Source organism: Streptomyces sp. NPDC127177, from assembly GCF_042672475.1.
Taxonomy (GTDB): domain Bacteria; phylum Actinomycetota; class Actinomycetes; order Streptomycetales; family Streptomycetaceae; genus Streptomyces.
Map to the genome: position 1 here is coordinate 17547 of NZ_JBHXUW010000047.1, position 19520 is coordinate 37066.

Here is a 19520-nt window from a genome sequence, read left to right on the forward strand (position 1 = left end):
TCAGGCCTCCGGAGCTTCGAACTTGGAGGTGCGCTCCATGCCGGCCGCCCGCCCCTTGCCCGCGATGACGAGGGCCATCTTGCGGCTGGCCTCGTCGATCATCTCGTCGCCGAGCATCGCCGAGCCCTTCTTGCCGCCCTCCTCGGAGGTGCACCAGTCGTAGGCGTCGAGGATCAGCTCGGCGTGGTCGTAGTCCTCCTGCGAGGGCGAGAAGACCTCGTTGGCCGCGTCGACCTGACCGGGGTGCAGGACCCACTTGCCGTCGAAGCCGAGAGCCGCCGCACGGCCCGCGACCTCGCGGTAGGCGTCCACGTCGCGGATCTGGAGGAACGGTCCGTCGATCGCCTGGAGGTCGTGCGTGCGGGCCGCCATCAGGATGCGCATCAGGATGTAGTGGTAGGCGTCCGCGCCGTACCCGGGCGGCTGCTGTCCCACGACCAGGGTCTTCATGTTGATCGACGCCATGAAGTCGGCGGGACCGAAGATCAGGGTCTCCAGCCGGGGCGAGGCGGCGGCGATGTCGTCGATGTTCACCAGGCCCTTGGCGTTCTCGATCTGCGCCTCGATGCCGATCTTCCCGACCTCGAAGCCCATCGTCTTCTCGATCTGGGTGAGCAGCAGGTCCAGGGCGACGACCTGCTGCGCGTCCTGGACCTTCGGCAGCATGATGCAGTCGAGGTTGGGGCCCGCGCCCTCCACGACCGTGATGACGTCGCGGTACGTCCAGTGGGTCGTCCAGTCGTTGACCCGCACGACCCTGGTCTTGCCCGTCCAGTCGCCGTTGTTCAGCGCGTCGACGATCGTGTGCCGGGCGCCTTCCTTGGCGAGCGGAGCGCAGGCGTCCTCCAGGTCCAGGAAGACCTGGTCGGCCGGGAGGCCCTGGGCCTTCTCCAGGAAGCGCGGGTTCGAGCCCGGCACGGCCAGGCAGGAACGGCGCGGACGCAGGCGGTTCACGGGGGTGGTCATGCGGGGACCTCCAGAGGGTCGAGCTTGTTCGCTTTCCGGATCTCGTCGACGATACGGCCGATGATCTCCGTGATACCGAAGTCCTTCGGTGTGAATACGGCGGCGACACCGGCCCCGATCAGGGCCGCGGCGTCGGCGGGCGGGATGATCCCGCCCGCGATCACCGGGATGTCGCCCGCGCCGGTGCGGCGCAGCCGGGTCAGTACGTCCGGCACCAGCTCGGCGTGCGAGCCGGAGAGGATCGACAGGCCGACGCAGTGCACGTCCTCGGCGACGGCGGCCGAGACGATCTGTTCGGGCGTGAGGCGGATGCCCTGGTAGACGACCTCGAAGCCGGCGTCGCGGGCGCGTACGGCGATCTGCTCGGCGCCGTTGGAGTGCCCGTCCAGGCCGGGCTTGCCGACCAGGAGCCGCAGCCGGCCCACGCCCAGGTCCGCGGCGGTCCGGGACACCTTCTCGCGGACCAGGGCCAGCGGGGTGCCCTCCTCGGCCGTCACCGCGACCGGGGCGGACGACACTCCGGTCGGTGCGCGGAACTCGCCGAACACATCGCGCAGCGCCCAGGACCACTCGCCCGTCGTGACGCCCGCGCGGGCGCACTCGACGGTGGCCTCCATCATGTTCTCGGTGCCCGCGGCGGTCTTCTTCAGTACGGCGAGCGCCTCGGTGGCGCGGGCCTCGTCGCGGTTGTCGCGCCACTCGTGGAGGGCGGCGACGACCTTGGCCTCGTTCTCGGGGTCGACCGTCATGATCGCGGCGTCGAGGTCGGCGGTGAGCGGGTTGGGCTCCGTCGTCTCGTAGATGTTGACGCCGACGATCTTCTCTTCGCCGCCCTCGATCCGGGCCCGCCGTGCGGCGTGCGAGGAGACCAGTTCCGACTTGAGGTAGCCGGACTCGACGGCGGCCATCGCGCCGCCCATCTGCTGGATGCGGTCGATCTCGGCGAGCGAGTCGGTGACCAGCTCGTCCACCTTGGCCTCGATGACATGGGACCCGGCGAAGATGTCCTCGTACTCCAGCAGATCGCTCTCGTGCGCGAGCACCTGCTGGATACGGAGCGACCACTGCTGGTCCCACGGGCGGGGCAGCCCCAGCGCCTCGTTCCAGGCGGGCAGCTGCACCGCGCGGGCGCGGGCGTCCTTGGAGAGGGTGACGGCCAGCATCTCCAGCACGATGCGCTGGACGTTGTTCTCCGGCTGCGCCTCGGTCAGCCCGAGCGAGTTGACCTGTACGCCGTAGCGGAAGCGGCGCTGCTTGGCGTCCGTGATGCCGTAGCGCTCCCGGGTGACCCGGTCCCAGATGCGGCCGAAGGCGCGCATCTTGCACATCTCCTCGATGAAGCGGACCCCCGCGTTCACGAAGAAGGAGATCCGCGCGACGACGTCGCCGAACTTCTCCTCGGGCACCTGCCCGGAGTCGCGCACCGCGTCCAGGACCGAGATGGCCGTCGACATGGCGTACGCGATCTCCTGGACCGGGGTGGCTCCCGCCTCCTGGAGGTGGTAGCTGCAGATGTTGATCGGGTTCCACTTGGGGATGCGGTTGACCGTGTACGTGATCATGTCGGTGGTCAGCCGCAGCGAGGGTCCGGGCGGGAAGACGTGCGTCCCGCGCGACAGGTACTCCTTGACGATGTCGTTCTGCGTGGTGCCCTGCAACTTGCCCGGGTCCGCGCCCTGTTCCTCCGCGACCACCTGGTAGAGCGCCAGCAGCCACATCGCGGTGGCGTTGATCGTCATCGAGGTGTTCATCTGCTCCAGCGGGATGTCCTGGAACAGCCGGCGCATGTCGCCGAGGTGGGAGACGGGCACGCCGACCCGGCCCACCTCACCGCGGGCGAGGATGTGGTCGGGGTCGTACCCCGTCTGGGTCGGCAGGTCGAAGGCGACCGACAGACCCGTCTGGCCCTTGGCGAGGTTGCGCCGGTAGAGCTCGTTGGACGCCTCGGCGGTCGAGTGGCCGGCGTACGTCCGCATGAGCCATGGGCGGTCCTTCTGACGGCCGGTCATGTCAGACGTCCCTGAAGCGGTTGATGGCGTCGATGTGCTGCTCGCGCAGCTCCTTGTCGCGCACGCCCAGGCCCTCGCCCGGTGCCAGCGCCAGGACGCCCACCTTTCCCTGGTGGAGGTTGCGGTGCACGTCGTACGCGGCCTGGCCGGTGTCCTCCAGCGAGTAGACCTTCGACAGTGTCGGGTGGATCTTCCCCTTGGCGACCAGCCGGTTGGCCTCCCACGCCTCGCGGTAGTTGGCGAAGTGCGAGCCGACGATGCTCTTGAGCGACATCCACAGGTAGCGGTTGTCGTACTCATGGGTGTAACCCGAGGTCGAGGCGCAGGTGACGATCGTGCCGCCCTTGCGGGTCACGTACACACTGGCGCCGAATGTCTCACGGCCCGGGTGCTCGAAGACGATGTCGACGTCCTCGCCCCCGGTCAGTTCACGGATGCGCTTGCCGAACCGCTTCCACTCGCGCGGGTCCTGGTTGTGCTCGTCCTTCCAGAACTTGTAGCCCTCGGCGTTGCGGTCGATGATCGCCTCGGCGCCCATCTTCCGGCAGATCTCCGCCTTCTGGTCGCTGGAGACGACGCAGATCGGGTTGGCGCCACCGGCCAGTGCGAACTGCGTGGCGTAGGAACCGAGTCCGCCGCTGGCACCCCAGATGAGCACGTTGTCGCCCTGCTTCATGCCCGCGCCGTTGCGCGAGACGAGCTGACGGTAGGCGGTGGAGTTGACCAGTCCGGGCGCCGCGGCCTCCTCCCAGCTGAGGTGGTCCGGCTTCGGCATCAGCTGGTTGGACTTGACGAGGGCGATCTCGGCGAGCCCGCCGAAGTTGGTCTCGAAGCCCCAGATGCGCTGCTCGGGGTCGAGCATCGTGTCGTTGTGGCCGTCCGAGGACTCCAGTTCGACGGAGAGGCAGTGCGCGACGACCTCGTCGCCGGGCTTCCAGGCGTTCACGCCGGGCCCGGTACGCAGGACGACGCCCGCCAGGTCGGAGCCGATGACGTGGTACGGCAGGTCGTGGCGCTTGGTGAGCTCGCTGAGCCTGCCGTACCGCTCCAGGAAGCCGAACGTCGAGACGGGCTCGAAGATCGACGTCCACACGGAGTTGTAGTTGACCGAGCTGGCCATGACCGCCACCAGGGCCTCGCCCGGACCGAGCTCGGGCACCGGCACGTCCTCGATGTGGAGGGACTTGCGGGGGTCCTTGTCGCGACTGTCGACGCCGGCGAACATGTCGGCCTCGTCCTTGTGCACGGTCACCGCGCGGTAGGACTCGGGGATGGACAGCGCCGCGAAGTCCGCGGCCTTGCTGTCCTGCGATTGGATCGCGTCCAGGATTTCCTTCACGGTGTGCCTCCGGGGGCGCTGCGTTTGAGGGAACGCTTGAGGGTCCTGCGGAGCAGGGGAGCGGTACTGGGTGGAGGTGTGCCGTCGGTTCGGCGGGTGGTGCTCGGCTGTTCGCTCTGTGGAGCAGAAGGGTTTGCCTGTGACGCAGGCGTCCGGGCGCGCAGGCACCTGGCTTGCGGGGACAGCCGGCGTACGTGAGGTCTCAGCACGCCGGCCGCCCGGACGACTTCAACGTATGGCACTCCGTGACAGCTGGCAAGGCACTGGGTGCCAGCAATTTCCCTCAATTGTCATCCGGGTGCCACGCATGAGCAACACGGGGGGCGTTTTGGTGCGTTGTGCCCCGTGGTGGGAGGTCAGGAGGCCGGCCGGTAGACGTACGGCGTCGTGGTGCTCAGGGCCGTGAATCCGAGGCGCTGCAGGATCGGGCGGCTCTGCTCGGTCGCGTCCACCTGGAGGTACCGGAAGCCGCGCTCCGCGGCGATCTGTGCCCGGAAGGCGATCAGTGCCCGGTAGACGCCCCTGCCGCGCCACGCCTCGACCGTGCCGCCGCCCCACAGCCCGGCGAAGCCCGTGCCGGGGTGGAGCTCCATCCTGGCGGAGCTCACCGGCTCGTCGCCCGCCATGGCCAGCACCCCCACGAAATGGTCCGGGTCCTCCTTCAGCCGGGTCAGCACCTGGTGCCGCAGCCGGGTCGAGTCCGAGCCGAAAGCCTGTTCATGGGCCCGGCCCATCAGCTCCACATCGGCCTCGTCACGCACGGTGCGCAGCCGGACGCCGTCGGGGAGCACGACCTGGGTGGGCTGGTCCGCGACCGGCGCGACCAGCAGGGTCTCCGGGTCCTCCGGCTCGAAACCGGCCGCCAGCAGCCGGGCCCCGAGATCGGCCGGGCGGTCGTGCGCGTACAGCTTCCATTCGAACTCGTCGTGACCGAGTTCCGTCCAGTGGGCCACCTGCGCGGCGATCTCCGCGTCCGCCCGCTCCGGGCCCAGATCCGGGGACGACCAGACGACCCCGTTCCAGTCCTGTGCCCCACCGGTCTGCCGTACGACACCGCCGGTGCGCTCGACGCGTACTCCGGGGCCGTCGGGGCGGGCGTGCTCACGCATCTCCCGGTCGAACGTGGCGAGCAGGGAGTCGTGGTCCTGGTTCTTGGTCATCCGCACACCACAGCACCGGTCCGGCCCGCCGGCAACCGCGTTTCCGGGCCGGTGGATCCGCCCGGACGGGGCAGACGGCAGAGATGAATGATCTTGGAAAGCTCATATCGGGACGGGCGGGGCGGCGCAGATGACCGTACCTGCGCGAGAGCCCGGTCCCGAGGGGTCCCCGAAGGCCTTCAGCGTGCGCACGACCGCCTTCGGCTTCGGGGCGGTCGCCCTGCTGATCTGCGGTGGAGGGCTGATGGTGCGTACCGCGTGGGAGGGGGTGTGCAGGCATCCGGCCGCCGTGGTGCCGGTCGCGGCGCTCGGGGCGGCGTGGGTTCTGCTGCTGTACCTGCGCCGGACGCGCCGCCGGAGGGCCCCGGGTCCCGGCCCGCTCTCGGAGGCGGTGCACGAGCTCTTCGACCCTCCTCAGGAGCTCTTCGACCCGCCCCAGGAGCCCTTGGACCCCCTCCAGGAGCCCTTCGGCCCGCCCCCGGAGGCGCTGGAGCCCTCACCCGTGGACGAAGCGGCCCAGGAGCCCGTGGAGGCCCTGGAGGCCCTGGAATCCCCGCTCGCGGAGACCGCTGCCCTGGACGCCGACGGTTTCGAGGACGCGATCGCCGCGCTCTGCGAGCGGGACGGCTGCTTTGACGTGCAGGTCGTGGGGGGACCGGGGGACCTGGGGGCCGATGTGATCGCCACGGCCCCCGACGGACGGCGCCTGGTCGTCCAGTGCAAGTACTACGGCCCCACCAACAAGGCCGGCTCCCAGGACCTCCAGCGGTTCGGCGGTACCTGCTACGCCGTGCACGAGGCGGAGATCGCCGTCTGTGTCACGACCGGCGAATACACCGCTCCGGCTCTCGAGTACGCGGAGCAGTGCGGGATCCTCTGTCTGGACGGCGAGGCGCTCACGGCCTGGAACGAGGGAACCGCACCGCCGCCTTGGCAGATCGACGAGGCGCTCTGAGACACCGCGTGGCCCGGGACGGCACCGGGCGGGGCCCCGCGGCCCCTCAGCGCTCCTTGAGGGCCTGCTGGATCGTGCGCATCACTTCGTCCAGCGGGGCGTCCGTGCGGGCCACGGCGACCAGCACCTCGCCCTCCTTGCTCACCGAGGCGGCCGGCGGCTTCGCCGGTTCGGTCCCGGCGGTCCGGCCCGCGCCTATCCCGGTCCCGAAGGTGTCCCGGACGATGGCGAAGGCCTGGTCCAGCTGGGCCTCCACATCGCCCTGCCCGTCCGCGCGCAGCCAGCGTCGCAGCACGTGGTTGTGCGCGGTGACCACGGCGGACGCCGCTACCTCCGCCAGCAACGGGTCGTCGTTGCCGGGCTGGTGGTCGCGCTCGTCGAAGTGGCCCAGCAGATAGCGGGTGAACAGCCGCTCGTAGCGGGCCACCGAGGCGATCTCCGCCTGCCGCAGGGTGGGCACCTCACGGGTCAGCTTGTAACGGGCCACGGAGACCGCGGGCTTCGCCGCGTACATCCGCATGACTTCCTTGATGCCCTGACAGACCGTGTCGAGCGGATGCTCGTGCGCGGGGGCGGCGTTGAGGACCGCCTCGGCCCGTACGAGCGTGTCGTCGTGGTCGGGGAAGATGGCCTCTTCCTTGGAGCGGAAGTGCCGGAAGAAGGTCCGCCGGGCGACCCCGGCGGCTCCCGCGATCTCGTCGACCGTCGTAGCCTCGTACCCCTTCGTGGCGAAGAGTTCCATCGCCGCGGCGGCCAGCTCGCGGCGCATTTTGAGCCGTTGGGCGGCGGCACGGGTGCCCGCGGCGCTCTCCGGGGCGTCGGGTGCGGCGGAGACACGGGGGGACCTGGCGGGCTGGGACATGGTGTGAACGTACTGCATCGGTGCAGGAGAGCGCTCCTGTGGGGGCGGGCCGCCGGGCGGCCCGAGCAGCCCGCCCCACCCGGCTCCCGGCCCGGAAGACCCGGAGGGCCCGGCCTCAGCGGCGGGCATATTCGCGGAAGCCGCGCCCCGTCTTGCGGCCGAGGCAGCCCGCGGCCACCAGATGTTCCAGCAGCGGCGCCGGTGCCAGGCCCGGGTCGCGGAACTCGCTGTGCAGCACCTTCTCGATGGCGAGCGAGACATCGAGACCGACGACGTCCAGGAGCTCGAAGGGGCCCATCGGATAGCCGCCGCCCAGCTTCATCGCGGCGTCGATGTCGTCCAGGGTCGCGTAGTGCTCCTCGACCATCTTGATCGCGTTGTTGAGGTACGGGAACAGCAGGGCGTTCACGATGAAACCGGCCCGGTCCCCGCAGTCCACCGGGTGCTTGCGCACCTTCACGCAGACCTCGCGGACCGTGGCGTGCACATCGTCCGCGGTGAGCACCGTACGGACCACCTCGACCAGCTTCATCGCAGGCGCCGGGTTGAAGAAGTGCATCCCGATGACGTCCTGGGGCCGCGTGGTGGCCCGGGCGATCGAGACCACCGGCAGCGAGGACGTGGTGGTCGCGAGAACCACGCCCGGCTTGCACACCTTGTCCAGCGTGCCGAACAGCTGCTGCTTGACCAGCAGGTCCTCGGCCACGGCCTCGACGGCGAGGTCGACATCGGCGAAGGAGTCCAGCGACCCCGCGGCGGTGATCCGGGCCAGAGTCTCGTCCCGCGCCCCGGCCGTCAGCCGGCCCTTGGTGACCGAGCGCTCCAGCGACTTGGCGATCCGGCCCCTGGCGGTGTCCGCCTTCTCCTGGCTGCGCGCGGCGAGCACCACGTCGTAACCGGCCTTCGCGAAGACCTCGGCGATGCCCGAAGCCATCGTCCCGGAGCCCGCGACGCCCACCGAACGCACGGTGCGCCCGGCGTCCGCACCGGTGTCCCGCGAGGGAGTCAGCGCGTCCGGCACCACCGTCTGGCTGCCCGGCTCCGCATAGGTGTAGAAGCCGCGGCCCGCCTTGCGGCCGGTCAGCCCGGCCTCGCTGAGCTGGCCGAGGACGGATGCGGGGGCGTGCAGCCGGTCGTGCGAGGCGGAGTACATCGCCTCCAGGACGGTACGGGCGGTGTCGATGCCGATCAGGTCCAGCAGGGCGAGCGGGCCCATCGGCAGCCCGCAGCCCAGCTTCATCGCCGCGTCGATGTCCTCGCGCGAGGCGTAGTTCGCCTCGTACATCGCGGCCGCCTGGTTCAGATAGCCGAACAGCAGCCCGTCGGCCACGAACCCGGGCCGGTCACCGACGGCGACCGGCTCCTTGCCCAGCAGCCGGGCCAGTTCGGTGACCGCGGCGACGGCCGGCGGGGCGGTCAGCACGGAGGAGACCACCTCGACCAGCTTCATCGCGGGCGCCGGGTTGAAGAAGTGCAGGCCGAGCACGCGCTCGGGGTGCTGGGACTCGGCCGCGAGCCGGGTCACCGACAGGGCGTTGGTGCCCGTGGCGAGGATCGCGGTGGGGGAGACGACGGCGTCGAGCTCCCGGAACACCTGCTGCTTGATCTCGTACGTCTCCGGCACGACCTCGATGACCAGCTCCGCCTCGGCGGCGGCCCGGAGGTCGGAGAAGGTGCGGAACCGGGCGAGGATGTCGCCGCGCTCCTCCTCCGTGATCCGCTCGCGCTGCACGGCGCGTGCGGTGGAGGCCTCCAGGGCTGCGACGGCCTGGCGCGCCGCCGCCTCGCTGACGTCGATACCGATGACCTCGCGGCCGGAGCGGGCGAGGACCTCGGCGATGCCGGTGCCCATCGTGCCGAGGCCGACAACGGCGATGGTGCTGAGCGGGGTGTCCATCACGGGACTCCAGGGTGAGTGACGACTGAGGGGACGCACGGCGCGCGCGGCCGGTGAGAGGGGCCGGAGGCCCGGACCGCCGCACGGCGTGCGGGAGTTGCCTGTCGTGGTGCTCGGGTCCGGGCGCGAGGAGCGCGCGGGGACCGGGAAGGGGCGGCGGACTCTGTCCCGGAGTCACGCCTCGCAAAGCTGCCGAACCGACTTGCACTCCGGGTGGCTGCGTCACCAGGCCACCGGAGCCGGCGGGGGGAGTGTCCCGCTCACATGAGGTTAACCGGTGAGTAACGAGCGCGCCAGCCCTGGATCGTTGTGCACCACCTCACATTCGACACTCCGGTCACCACGCTGTGTGCCCGGCTATACGCTGACCGTCATGGATGAGGAGTACCGGTCACTGACGCACCGGCTGGCCGATGAGGCGGGGGAGTCGGCGGCCTACCGCAGACTCCTCGCCACGGATGACGACGAGGAACTCGCACAGGTCCTCGTCGAGCGCGAACGTCCGCTGTGGGCACGCGAGATCGCGGCCTTCCGGCTGGGCTGCGCAGGAGACCGCCGGGCCTTCGAGACGCTGGTGCTGCTGCTCAACCACCGCGACCCGGAGCGCTGCGCCGGAGCCGCCCACGCCCTGGCCCGCCTCGGCGACCCGCGCACTCCGCGCGCCGCCGCCGCGCTCGCCACCAACTCCCTGCGCACGGCGTACGCCCTGTACCCCGTGCGCCTGTTGGGCGAGCTAAGGGCGCCGGAGTCCGTACCGGCTCTGATGAGCACCCTGCGCAGGCTGCTCGGGCCGGACGATCCGCACTGGCGGGTGGCGCTCGCCTGTGTCGAGGGGCTGGGGCGGCTCGGCGACGCGCAGGCCCGCCCGGTGCTGGAGGCCGCCCTGCCGCACCCCCGGCTGGGCGGTGCGGCCGAGGAGGCGCTGAGCAGGCTGCCGGCGATCTGAGAGGCTGCGGCGCACGCGGTGCCGTCGGGTCAGCGCGCCCCGGGCGCGCCGAGAGCACGTACGTAGCGCACCTCGGGCACCGGTACGCCGTCCACTTCGAAGGGTTCCTCCGCGCCGTCCGGGCGGAAGCCCGCGCCGGCGTAGAAGCGGCGGGCCCGCGCGTTCTCCTTGAGCACCCAGAGCGCGAGATCCGGATGCCCCGCCGCGGCGGCGCGCGCCAGCACCTCGGCCATCAGGGCCCGGCCGACCCCTGTCCCGGTCTGCTCCGGCAGGACGTAGATCGCGTAGAGCTCCCCACGCGCGAGCCGCCGGCCGTTCTCGCGGTACGGGCCGTACGCGGCCCAGCCGACGACGCCGCTGCCCGCCCGCTCGGCCACCACGTTGACGACCTCGCCGGACGCGTCGAAGAAGCCGCGACGCCGCTCCGCGTCCTCGGCGATGTCCATCGCGTCCAGATGCGCCTGCGGCATCAACCCGGCGTACGCGCTCTGCCAGCCGCGCACCCGGACCGTCGCGACGGCCTCGCAGTCGTCGATGGTCATGTCCCGGATCAGCGGTTCGGGGGCGTGCGCCGGAGCGGGCCGTGTGGTCACAGGCCCATCCTCGCGCACGCCCCCGAAGGAACGTCAGCCCGGTCCGTCAGCCCCGGAAGCCGAGCATGCCGTGCAGCGCGCTGCCCCGGCCCCCCGCGCTCGCACGGGCGGCCGGCCCGGCGGCCTTGGCGCTCGCGGGCTCCGGGTCCGGCGTCTTCGCGCAGACCGCGTCCACGTCGCCGTTCTTCGCACGCGGCACGGTGCCCTTGGCCAGGTAGTCCGCCAGGTACTTGTCCAGACAGTCGTTGCCGCTCAGTGTGATGCCGTGGTTGCCGCCGCCCTGCTCGACGACCAGGCTGGAACCGCGCAGCGCGCGGTGCAGGGTGACCCCGCCCTCGTACGGTGTCGCGGCGTCATCGGTGGCCTGGAAGAGCAGGGCCGGTGGAAGGCCGTGGTTGGAGACCCGGACCGGATTCAGCGGCTCCACCGGCCAGTCGGCGCACGGCGCGTTGTACCAGGTGTTGCCCCAGGCCATGAAGGGTGCCTTGGCGTTCACCCGCCAGGCGTCGCTGCGCCAGACGTTCCAGTCACGCGGCCACTGGGCGTCGCGGCACTGGACGGCCGTGTAGACCGAGTAGCCGTTGTCGCCCTCCGCGTCGACGGCGCCGAACCGCTCGTACGCCGTGACCAGGGCCTGCGCGTCCTTGTCGTTCACGTACGCGGCGAACGCCTCGGCCAGCGCGGGCCAGTAGCCGTTGTAGTAGCCGCCCGGCAGGAACGTGTCGTCCAGTTCGCTCGCGCCGACCTTCTTGCCCGCGGGGTGCTTCCGGACCGCGTCCCGCATCCGGTACCAGGCCGCCTCGACCTTCGCCGGATCGCTGCCCAGCCCGTACGTGGTGTGGTACTTCGCGACCCAGGCGGCGAACGCCTTGTGGCGGGTGTCGAATGCGTAGTCCTGGCTGATGTTGTCGTCGTACCAGACGCCGTCCGGGTCGACGTTCGAGTCGAGTACCAGGCGCCGGACGCGGTCCGGGAACAGCTTGGCGTACACCGAGCCCAGGTAGGTGCCGTAGGAGTACCCGAAGTAGTTGAGCTTCGCGGCGCCCGTCGCCCGCCGGATCACGTCGAGGTCCTTGGCCGCGCTGACCGTGTCCATGTACGGCAGCAGATCCGGGTACTTCTTGCCGCAGGCGGCCGCGAAGGACCGGGCGCGGTCCCGGTTCACCCGCTCGTCCTTCAAGGAGCGCGGGACCGAGTCGGGCCGTACCGGATCGGAGAACTTCGGCACGCAGTCCAGGGCCGGGCGGCTCCTGCCCACGCCGCGCGGGTCGAAGCCGATCACGTCGTACTGGGCGGCCACCGCCTTCGGCAGTGAGGCGGCGACGAAACCCGCCATCGACAGTCCGCTGCCTCCCGGGCCACCCGGATTGACCAGCAGCGGCCCTTGGAAGGTCTTCGACGTGTGCGGCACCCGCGACAGCGCGAGGGTGATCTGACGGCCCGACGGGTCGTCATGGTCGAGCGGGGCCCGCACCGACGCGCACTGCAGCGTCGGGGACGACTCGGTGCCGCAGTCGCTCCACTTGAGCGATACGGCGCGCTGGGCACCGGTGTCGGCGGTCGCCGGGGACGGCACGGCGGTCACCAGACCCGCGACCGTCGCCCCGACGGCGAACAGAATTCCTGAACGGTTCGTCATATGGCCTCCCGTGGTGGGGGAACACGGCTGCGCGTGACGGCAGCCCCCGCCGCATGCTCCCCGCATTCGCGCCCGGAAGACCCGTTCCGGTGAGAGATGACCCGTTTGCCCGTGGGGTGCCCGGTGCGCCGGGCCCGGGTCAGAGCAGGGTCAGCTGGGTGGGCTCGGCGGCCGGCGGCTGCTCGGCGGGTACCGGGAGGGCGCGTGGGGTGCCGCGGTGCGAGGGGCCGATACCGTACTCGGTCGCCAGCTCGTGCACATGGCGCGTGATACGGCGCTGGTACGAGGTGGGCGCGTACGCCCCGTCCGCGTACAGCCGCTCGTACCGCCCCACCAGCTGGGGGTGGTGCCGGCCGAGCCACTCCATGAACCACTCCCGGGCGCCGGGGCGCAGATGGAGGACGAGCGGGGTCACCGAGGTCGCCCCGGCGGCGGCGATCGCGCGGACCGTCTCCCGCAACTGGTCGGGCCGGTCGCCCAGGAACGGGATGACCGGTGCCATCAGCACCCCGCAGCCGATGCCGTGGTCGCTGAGGGTGCGTACGACGTCGAGGCGGCGCTCGGGGGAGGGGGTGCCGGGTTCCACGGTGCGCCACAGCCCGGGGTCGACGAAGCCGACGGAGACCGAGACGCCCACCTCGGTGACCTCGGCCGCCTGGCGCAGCAGTTCCAGGTCGCGCAGGATCAGCGTGCCCTTCGTCAGGATGGAGAAGGGGTTCGCGTGGTCGCGCAGGGCCGCGAGGATGCCGGGCATCAGCCGGTAGCGGCCCTCCGCGCGCTGGTAGCAGTCGACATTGGTCCCCATCGCGATGTGCGCGCCGTGCCAGCGCCCGGAGGAGAGCTCGCGGCGTACCAGCTCGGGGGCGTTGACCTTGACGACGATCTGCGAGTCGAAGCCGAGTCCGGTGTCGAGGTCCAGATAGCTGTGGGTCTTGCGGGCGAAGCAGTAGACGCAGGCGTGCGAGCACCCGCGGTAAGGATTGACGGTCCACTCGAAGGGCATCCGGGACGCGCCCGGTACCCGGTTCACGATCGAGCGGGCCCTGATCTCGTGGAAGGTGATGCCCCGGAACTCGGGGGTGTCGAAGGTGCGCGTCGTCACCGCGTCCGCGGCGAAGAGCGCGCCGGCACCGCTATTGGTGGTCTTGGCGGGGTTATCTGCCAGATTGTCCCAGCGCATGGACGCCTCCTAGGTAGCACTGACCAGAGAATAGAACACTTGTTCCCTTGATCGTTTTCTCCCCTTCGTCCCGGGCCGGATTTTGAGCGGGGCTGCCGAGGTGGTTGGCTCAGCACACCCCGAACAACCGAGTGCTGGAGGAACAGCCATGGCGCAGGTCGAGGCCACGACAGAGCGGATCATCGCGGCGGACCCGGAAGCGGTGTTCGACGCGCTGGCCGACTACAAGGACGTCCGCGGCAAGGTGCTGCCGGGCCAGTTCAGCGAGTACGAGGTACGTGAGGGCGGCGACGGCGAGGGCACCCTCGTCCACTGGAAGCTCCAGGCCACCAGCAAGCGGGTGCGCGACTGCCTGCTCGAGGTGAGTGAGCCGACCGAGGGTCAGCTCGTGGAGAAGGACCGCAACTCCTCGATGGTCACGACCTGGACCGTCACCCCGGCCGGCGAGGGGAAGTCCAAGGCCGTCGTCTCGACCGTGTGGAACGGTGCGGGCGGCATCGGCGGATTCTTCGAGAAGACCTTCGCGCCCAAGGGACTTGGGCGCATCTACGACGAGCTCCTGCAGAACCTCGCCACCTCCGTGGAGAAGTAGCTCGCGCGTCTCGCTCTCCGGCCTCACCGGTTCGGGTGGTCTTTCCGGCCGGTCGGTTGTGCGCCGTAGTGGCTCCCACCGGCGGCTAAGCCCTCTGAGTGCGCCGTCAGCGCCCCCCGTCGCGTTTGCCCTCCCTTGTCGCGCAATGCGAGAAATGGGCGGCGCAGATGCGACGAGGGGAGCGGCACGTGGTGGGTGGGATCACTCTGGTGAAGGACGAGCCCGAGGGCACGGGCGACACCGCTGAGGTGCGGACGTCCGAACCACCCCCGCCGCCGCCCGCGACGGAGCGGGTCGCCCCGGCCGCGCCCCCGGGCCCCGAGACGGACCCGCGCCGGATCCGGCTCATCTTCGTCGGTCTGATGCTCACGCTGCTGCTCGCGGCGCTCGACCAGATGATCGTCGCCACCGCGCTCCCGAAGATCGTCGGTGAGCTGCACGGCCTGGAGAAGATGTCCTGGGCGGTCACCGCCTACCTGCTCGCATCGACCATCGGCCTCCCGGTCTACGGCAAGCTCGGCGACCTCTTCGGCCGCAAGGGCGTCTTCCAGTTCGCGATCATCACCTTCGTCATCGGTTCCGCGCTGGCCGGCTGGTCGCGCACCATGGACGAACTGATCGCCTTCCGCGCCCTCCAGGGCGTCGGTGGCGGCGGGCTGATGATCGGCGTGCAGGCGATCATCGCGGACGTCGTACCGCCGCGGGAGCGCGGCCGGTTCATGGGGCTGATCGGCGCCGCCTTCGGGCTCGCCTCGGTGGCGGGCCCGCTGCTCGGCGGGTTCTTCACCGACCACGCCTCCTGGCGCTGGTGCTTCTACATCAACATCCCGTTCGGCCTCGTCACCCTCGCCGTCATCACCGTCGTACTGAAGCTCCCGAAGCCCACCGTCCGGCCCCGGCTCGACATCCTCGGCGCCGTACTGCTGGCCGCCGCCTCCACCTGTGTGGTGCTGCTGACCAGCTGGGGCGGGACGGAGTACGCCTGGGGGTCGGGCGCCATCCTGGGACTGGCCGCCGGAGCTGCCGGAACGACTCTGCTCTTCGTCGTCGTGGAGCACCGGGCGCCCGAACCGATCATCCCGCTGCGGTTGTTCCGCGACTCGATCTTCAACGTCAGCGCCCTGGTCGGCGCGGTCGTCGGGGTGGCCCTGTTCGGCGCCGCCAGCTATCTGCCGACCTTCCTGCAGATGGTCGACGGGGCCACCGCCACCGAGTCCGGGCTGCTGATGCTCCCGATGATGGGCGGCATCGTCGCCGCGTCCGTCGTCTCCGGCCAGCTGATCTCGCGGACCGGGCGCTACCGCGCCTACCCGATCGCCGGCAGCGCGATCTCGGCCGTGGGCATGTGGCTGCTGTCCCTGCTCGAAACCGACACTCCGCGCTGGCAGTACAGCATCGCCCAGGCGGTGCTCGGTCTCGGGATCGGACTGATCATGCCGGTGCTGGTGCTCGCCGTGCAGAACTCCGTACGCCCCGCCGACCTGGGCACCGCCACCAGTGCCAACAACTACTTCCGGCAGATCGGCGGCAGCGTCGGGGCGGCCGTGTTCGGCACGCTCTTCGCCGGGCGGCTGGCCGACGCGCTCGCGGTTCGCCTGCCCTCGGGGGCCGATCTGCCCGACCCGGAATCGATCACCCCGCAGCTGGTCCACGCCATGGAACCCGCGCTGCGCGACAGCTACATCCAGGCATACGCCGACGCGATGCCCCGGATCTTCCTCTATCTCGTGCCGGTCCTCGTGCTCGGCCTGTTCTTCGCCTTCTTCCTCAAGGAGAAACCGCTGGTGTCCCACCACACCCCCGAAACCGCAGCCGAGCCCGCGACGATCCCGTCCGCCCGCACCGACCCCGGCACCCAGCCCGCCGGACACCTCTCCGGGGTGCCGGTCTGCGGCAGCGTCCAGCACCCCGACGGCACCAAGGTCCCGCGTGCCGCCCTCACCCTCATCGACATCCAGGGACAGCAGGTCGGCAGGGGCGCCAGCGGCGACGAGGGGCGGTACGCGCTGAGCGTCCCCGGCGCCGGTTCGTACGTGCTCATCGCCGCGGCGGGCGGCCACCAGCCGCAGGCCGTGAGCGTCACCGTGGGCGAGCGGCCCGTGGAACTCGACGTGGTGCTCGGCGGGGCCGGCCGGCTGGCCGGGACCGTCCTGACGGCGGACGGCGTTCCGGTGCGGGACGCCGCCGTCACCCTGACCGACGTACGCGGCGAGGTCGTCTCCTCCACCCGCAGCGGCCGCGAGGGCGGCTACGTCATCTCGGAACTGGTGGCGGGGGAGTACACCCTGGCGGCCAGCGCCCCCGCCTTCCGGCCGGCCGCGCTGCCGGTCAGTGTGCAGGCGGCCAGGGAGACCCGGCAGGACATCGAGCTGGCCGGCGGCGCCGTGCTGCGCGGTGTCGTACGCGCCAGCGGCGGGCGGCTCGTCGAGGACGCCCGGGTCACTCTCCTCGACGCGGCCGGCAACGTGGTCGACACCCTGACCACCGGGCCGGACGGGGCGTTCCGGTTCGTCGACCTGTCCACCGGCGAGTACACCGTGATCGCCGCGGGCTATCCGCCGGTCGCCACCGTCCTCCAGGTCGCGGGCGGCGGGCGCACCGAACGGGACCTCCAGCTCGGCCACGAGGACTGAGCCGCGCGGCGGTACCACCGTTGTCGCTACCGGCACACCGGTACCGCCGTGGGGTGACGCCGTGGAGCGGTACGTGGTGCGCCCCCGGGCACGCGGGGCGCACCACCTTCGAGGGGTGATTCCGCCGATGCCCGGCGGGCGCCGGTCGCGGCCCCGTACCGTGGAGGCACGTACCGCAGACCTCGCGATGGGGAAGGAGCCTTCCACCCATGGACCTCGGTGTGCCGCCGCAGAGGACACCACAACCGCGAGACGCCGCGGCGGGCCGTGTGCCACTCGCCGTGGTCGTCGTCGACGCGGAAGGACTCGTGTCGCACTGGTCCTCCGGCGCCAGAAGGCTCTTCGGTGTCGCCCGCGAGGCCGCGGTCGGCTGTCCCGCGGGTGAACTGCTGCCGGTCGCCGGGGCGTTACAGGACCGGGGCGCACCGGCGCCGGACGGGATGTACGCCGAGTTCGGCCCCGAGCTCGACAGCTCCCTCAGCGGCGCCGTCGCCTACCCGGCGGCGGGCCGGGCCCGGGTGGACGACCGGGACCGCGGCCGGATCGAGGTCCTGTGGTGGGCCTACCCGCTGGTCGGCCCCGGCCCTGAGCGGCTGCTCGTCCTCGCCGCCGACTCCTCGCAACTGCACGGCGGGGCAAGGGAGAAGGGTCCGGACGGCGAGACGATCGCTCCCGGATTCGCCCTGCACACCGATTTCCCCGGCTACCGGGAGCTGTCCGGGCGGCTGCCCGAGATCCTGCCCAGCATGAGCGTCGACGAGGCCACCAGAATCGTCGCCCAGGTCCTCGAACTCGGCTATCCGGTGCTGGAGTTCAGCCACCACGAACGGGTCCCGGTGACCCCGGACTGGGGTGTGCCGCAGCGTGCCGGGCGCCGGAGCGCCGAGGGCACGGACCACCACGTCCCCGGCGGACAGCTCGCGCCCCGCGAGGCGCCCCGCCCGGAACTCGACCTCGAATACGCCGCGGTCCGCGAGCGGCTGGAGTTCCTCAACGAGGTCAGCGGCCGCATCGGCAGCTCCCTCGACCTGGAGCGCACCATCCGCGAGGTCACCAGCGCCGCGGTACCCCGCTTCTCGGACTTCGCCGGTACGCACCTGCGCGCCGCCGTCCTCGCCGGCGAGGGCTTCCCGGACGGGCCGCCCGACGTCACCACGATCTGGCACCGGGTTTGGGTCGAGCACAACGACGAACCCGGCCGCTGGGACGACACCGTGCCCGTCGGCGAGGCGATCGCCTTCCCGGAACACACCCCGTTCTTCCAGTGCATGGTCACCGGCGAGCCGGTCATCGTCCCTTATGTCAGCGAGGAGTTGAGCAACCGGATCTCGGGCGAGTTCGAGAAGCGTGATCTACGGCCGCTGATCACGCACCGCTCGCTGCTCATCGTGCCGCTCAAGGCGCGCGACGTGGTGCTCGGTTTCATGGTCCTGATGCGACGCCCGGGCCGGGAGCCCTTCGACGACATGGACCGCACCACCGGCGCCGAACTCGCCGCCAGGGCCGGGCTCGTCCTCGACAACGCCCGCATGTACACCTACCAGGAGAACGTCGCCGAGACGCTCCAGGACAGCATGCTGCCCCAGGTCGAGCCCCGGATGGCCGGCTGCGACATCGCCACCCGCTACCTGCCCGGCGCCCGGCTCGGCAGAGTCGGCGGCGACTGGTTCGACTCGGTGAAACTGCCCGGATCGCGGACCGCGCTGGTCGTCGGTGACGTGATGGGGCACGGGCTCAACTCGGCGGCCATGATGGGGCAGTTGCGTACCGCGGTGCTGACGATGGCCACCATGGAGATGCCGCCCGCCCAGCTGCTGCGCAATCTCGACGACCTGGCCCAACGCCTCGGCGAGCAGTATCTGGCGACCTGCCTCTACGCGGTCTACGACCCGATCCGTTCCGAACTCCAGATCGCCAACGCCGGGCACATCCCGCCGGTGCTGGTCCGCGCCGAGGACGGCCGGGCCGAGCTGCTAGACCTGCCTACCGGGGCCCCGATCGGGGTCGGCGGGGTCGCCTTCGCGACCGCTACCGTGCGGGTCCTGCCGGGCGACCGGCTGGTGCTCTGCACGGACGGCCTGGTCGAGGTCCGCGGCCAGGACATCGGGGCGGGCCTCGCCGCCCTCTGCGCCTCGGCCGCGCACCCCGCCGCGTCGATGGACGACGCCTGCGACACGATCATCCGGGCCCTGAACCCCAGCGGTGGCCGCAAGGACGACGTCGCACTGCTGATGGCCCGGCTCAACGGCATCCCCGACGGCGATGTCGCCGAGTGGCAACTCGCCCTGGATCCGAGAGAGGTGTCCCGTTCCCGCCGGCTGGTCCGCGGCAAGCTGCTCGACTGGGGCCTGCCGGACGCCGTGGAGGCGGCCGAGCTGATGGTCAGCGAGCTCGTCACCAACGCCGTGAAGTACGGCCGCACCCACCACATCGGGCTCAGACTGGTCCGCACGGGCGCCCTGCTCTGCGAGGTCACCGACGACGAGCCCGCTCCCGCCGCGCTCCTCGACGCCACCGCGCAGGACGAGTCGGGCCGCGGGCTCGTCGTGGTGAGCGCCCTCGCCCGGGAGTGGGGCAGCAGCACCACGGCCCGGGGCAAGACCGTCTGGTTCGAGCTGGCGCTCTCCCGGGCACCGCGCACCCGGCCGAACGGCTGGTGAGAGAAGCAGCCCCTGCCTCTGTGCACACCCTTGCCCCGATCAGTGCGGGGCGGTAGTCACTGGTTGAGCAAAGTGGCTCGGCGTGACGG

Annotated in this window: 14 protein-coding genes; 5 read left to right on the forward strand and 9 right to left on the reverse strand. The window is 71.2% G+C overall.

Going from position 1 to position 19520, the window contains the following annotated elements:
* The 4 genes from ACFVJX_RS26130 to ACFVJX_RS26145 form a co-directional block, all read right to left on the reverse strand.
* Positions 1 to 966 carry an HpcH/HpaI aldolase/citrate lyase family protein gene (locus ACFVJX_RS26130; protein WP_384124628.1) on the reverse strand — a complete coding sequence of 322 codons (966 nt, stop codon included), beginning with the start codon at positions 964 to 966 and terminating at the stop codon, positions 1 to 3.
* On the reverse strand, positions 963 to 2975 hold the full coding sequence (locus ACFVJX_RS26135) for a protein meaA (protein WP_384124626.1): 2013 nt from the start codon (positions 2973 to 2975) through the stop codon (positions 963 to 965). Before ACFVJX_RS26135 ends, ACFVJX_RS26130 begins: the two co-directional genes overlap by 4 nt.
* 1 nt (position 2976) lies before the next feature.
* Complete coding sequence (ccrA, locus tag ACFVJX_RS26140) at positions 2977 to 4314, reverse strand: crotonyl-CoA carboxylase/reductase (protein WP_384124625.1); 1338 nt, start codon at positions 4312 to 4314, stop codon at positions 2977 to 2979.
* 356 nt (positions 4315 to 4670) lie between these two features.
* Positions 4671 to 5474, reverse strand: coding sequence for a GNAT family N-acetyltransferase (locus ACFVJX_RS26145; protein ID WP_384124623.1), 804 nt, complete (start codon positions 5472 to 5474; stop codon positions 4671 to 4673).
* Between the two features lie 184 nt (positions 5475 to 5658).
* On the opposite strand from ACFVJX_RS26145, the gene ACFVJX_RS26150 reads away from it, so the two are divergent.
* Positions 5659 to 6429, forward strand: coding sequence for a restriction endonuclease (locus tag ACFVJX_RS26150; RefSeq protein WP_384124621.1), 771 nt, complete (start codon positions 5659 to 5661; stop codon positions 6427 to 6429).
* Between the two features lie 46 nt (positions 6430 to 6475).
* On the opposite strand, the gene ACFVJX_RS26155 is transcribed toward ACFVJX_RS26150, so the two are convergent.
* Entirely contained in the window at positions 6476 to 7291 is an 816-nt protein-coding gene (locus ACFVJX_RS26155) for a TetR family transcriptional regulator (protein WP_384124619.1), read from the reverse strand.
* Positions 7292 to 7406: 115 nt separating this feature from the next.
* Positions 7407 to 9188, reverse strand: a complete 1782-nt coding sequence (locus tag ACFVJX_RS26160) for a 3-hydroxyacyl-CoA dehydrogenase family protein (RefSeq protein ID WP_384124617.1) — start codon at positions 9186 to 9188, stop codon at positions 7407 to 7409.
* Between the two features lie 373 nt (positions 9189 to 9561).
* Between ACFVJX_RS26160 and ACFVJX_RS26165 the strand changes: the two genes are divergently transcribed.
* Entirely contained in the window at positions 9562 to 10134 is a 573-nt protein-coding gene (locus ACFVJX_RS26165) for an adenylosuccinate lyase (RefSeq protein WP_384124615.1), read from the forward strand.
* Between the two features lie 29 nt (positions 10135 to 10163).
* On the opposite strand, the gene ACFVJX_RS26170 is transcribed toward ACFVJX_RS26165, so the two are convergent.
* The 3 genes from ACFVJX_RS26170 to ACFVJX_RS26180 all read right to left on the reverse strand — a co-directional run bounded on the left by ACFVJX_RS26170 (position 10164) and on the right by ACFVJX_RS26180 (position 13546).
* Positions 10164 to 10676: a GNAT family N-acetyltransferase gene (locus ACFVJX_RS26170; RefSeq protein ID WP_384124671.1), complete on the reverse strand. Its 513-nt coding sequence runs from the start codon at positions 10674 to 10676 to the stop codon at positions 10164 to 10166.
* 97 nt (positions 10677 to 10773) lie between these two features.
* The gene (locus tag ACFVJX_RS26175) at positions 10774 to 12366 is read right to left on the reverse strand and encodes an alpha/beta hydrolase (RefSeq protein ID WP_384124613.1); all 1593 of its coding nucleotides are present in this window, start codon (positions 12364 to 12366) and stop codon (positions 10774 to 10776) included.
* Between the two features lie 139 nt (positions 12367 to 12505).
* Positions 12506 to 13546 carry an Rv2578c family radical SAM protein gene (locus ACFVJX_RS26180; RefSeq protein WP_384124611.1) on the reverse strand — a complete coding sequence of 347 codons (1041 nt, stop codon included), beginning with the start codon at positions 13544 to 13546 and terminating at the stop codon, positions 12506 to 12508.
* Between the two features lie 148 nt (positions 13547 to 13694).
* Here ACFVJX_RS26180 and ACFVJX_RS26185 point away from each other — a divergent pair, with 148 nt between their 5' ends.
* The 3 genes from ACFVJX_RS26185 to ACFVJX_RS26195 all read left to right on the forward strand — a co-directional run bounded on the left by ACFVJX_RS26185 (position 13695) and on the right by ACFVJX_RS26195 (position 19431).
* Positions 13695 to 14138, forward strand: coding sequence for an SRPBCC family protein (locus tag ACFVJX_RS26185; protein WP_384124609.1), 444 nt, complete (start codon positions 13695 to 13697; stop codon positions 14136 to 14138).
* A 188-nt stretch (positions 14139 to 14326) separates the two neighbouring features.
* Positions 14327 to 16771, forward strand: coding sequence for an MFS transporter (locus ACFVJX_RS26190; protein WP_384124608.1), 2445 nt, complete (start codon positions 14327 to 14329; stop codon positions 16769 to 16771).
* 209 nt (positions 16772 to 16980) lie between these two features.
* On the forward strand, positions 16981 to 19431 hold the full coding sequence (locus tag ACFVJX_RS26195; protein ID WP_384124606.1) for a SpoIIE family protein phosphatase: 2451 nt from the start codon (positions 16981 to 16983) through the stop codon (positions 19429 to 19431).
* Positions 19432 to 19520: the final 89 nt, after the last annotated feature.

Excerpts from the sequence above, each read along its gene's own strand:
- ACFVJX_RS26130 (WP_384124628.1), bottom strand. The coding sequence starts at position 966 with ATGACCACCCCCGTGAACCGCCTGCGTCCGCGCCGTTCCTGCCTGGCC.
- ACFVJX_RS26135 (WP_384124626.1), bottom strand. The coding sequence starts at position 2,975 with ATGACCGGCCGTCAGAAGGACCGCCCATGGCTCATGCGGACGTACGCC.
- ACFVJX_RS26145 (WP_384124623.1), bottom strand. The coding sequence starts at position 5,474 with ATGACCAAGAACCAGGACCACGACTCCCTGCTCGCCACGTTCGACCGG.
- ACFVJX_RS26155 (WP_384124619.1), bottom strand. The coding sequence starts at position 7,291 with ATGTCCCAGCCCGCCAGGTCCCCCCGTGTCTCCGCCGCACCCGACGCC.
- ACFVJX_RS26160 (WP_384124617.1), bottom strand. The coding sequence starts at position 9,188 with ATGGACACCCCGCTCAGCACCATCGCCGTTGTCGGCCTCGGCACGATG.
- ACFVJX_RS26165 (WP_384124615.1), top strand. The coding sequence starts at position 9,562 with ATGGATGAGGAGTACCGGTCACTGACGCACCGGCTGGCCGATGAGGCG.
- ACFVJX_RS26170 (WP_384124671.1), bottom strand. The coding sequence starts at position 10,676 with ATGACCATCGACGACTGCGAGGCCGTCGCGACGGTCCGGGTGCGCGGC.
- ACFVJX_RS26175 (WP_384124613.1), bottom strand. The coding sequence starts at position 12,366 with ATGACGAACCGTTCAGGAATTCTGTTCGCCGTCGGGGCGACGGTCGCG.
- ACFVJX_RS26180 (WP_384124611.1), bottom strand. The coding sequence starts at position 13,546 with ATGCGCTGGGACAATCTGGCAGATAACCCCGCCAAGACCACCAATAGC.
- ACFVJX_RS26185 (WP_384124609.1), top strand. The coding sequence starts at position 13,695 with ATGGCGCAGGTCGAGGCCACGACAGAGCGGATCATCGCGGCGGACCCG.
- ACFVJX_RS26195 (WP_384124606.1), top strand. The coding sequence starts at position 16,981 with ATGGACCTCGGTGTGCCGCCGCAGAGGACACCACAACCGCGAGACGCC.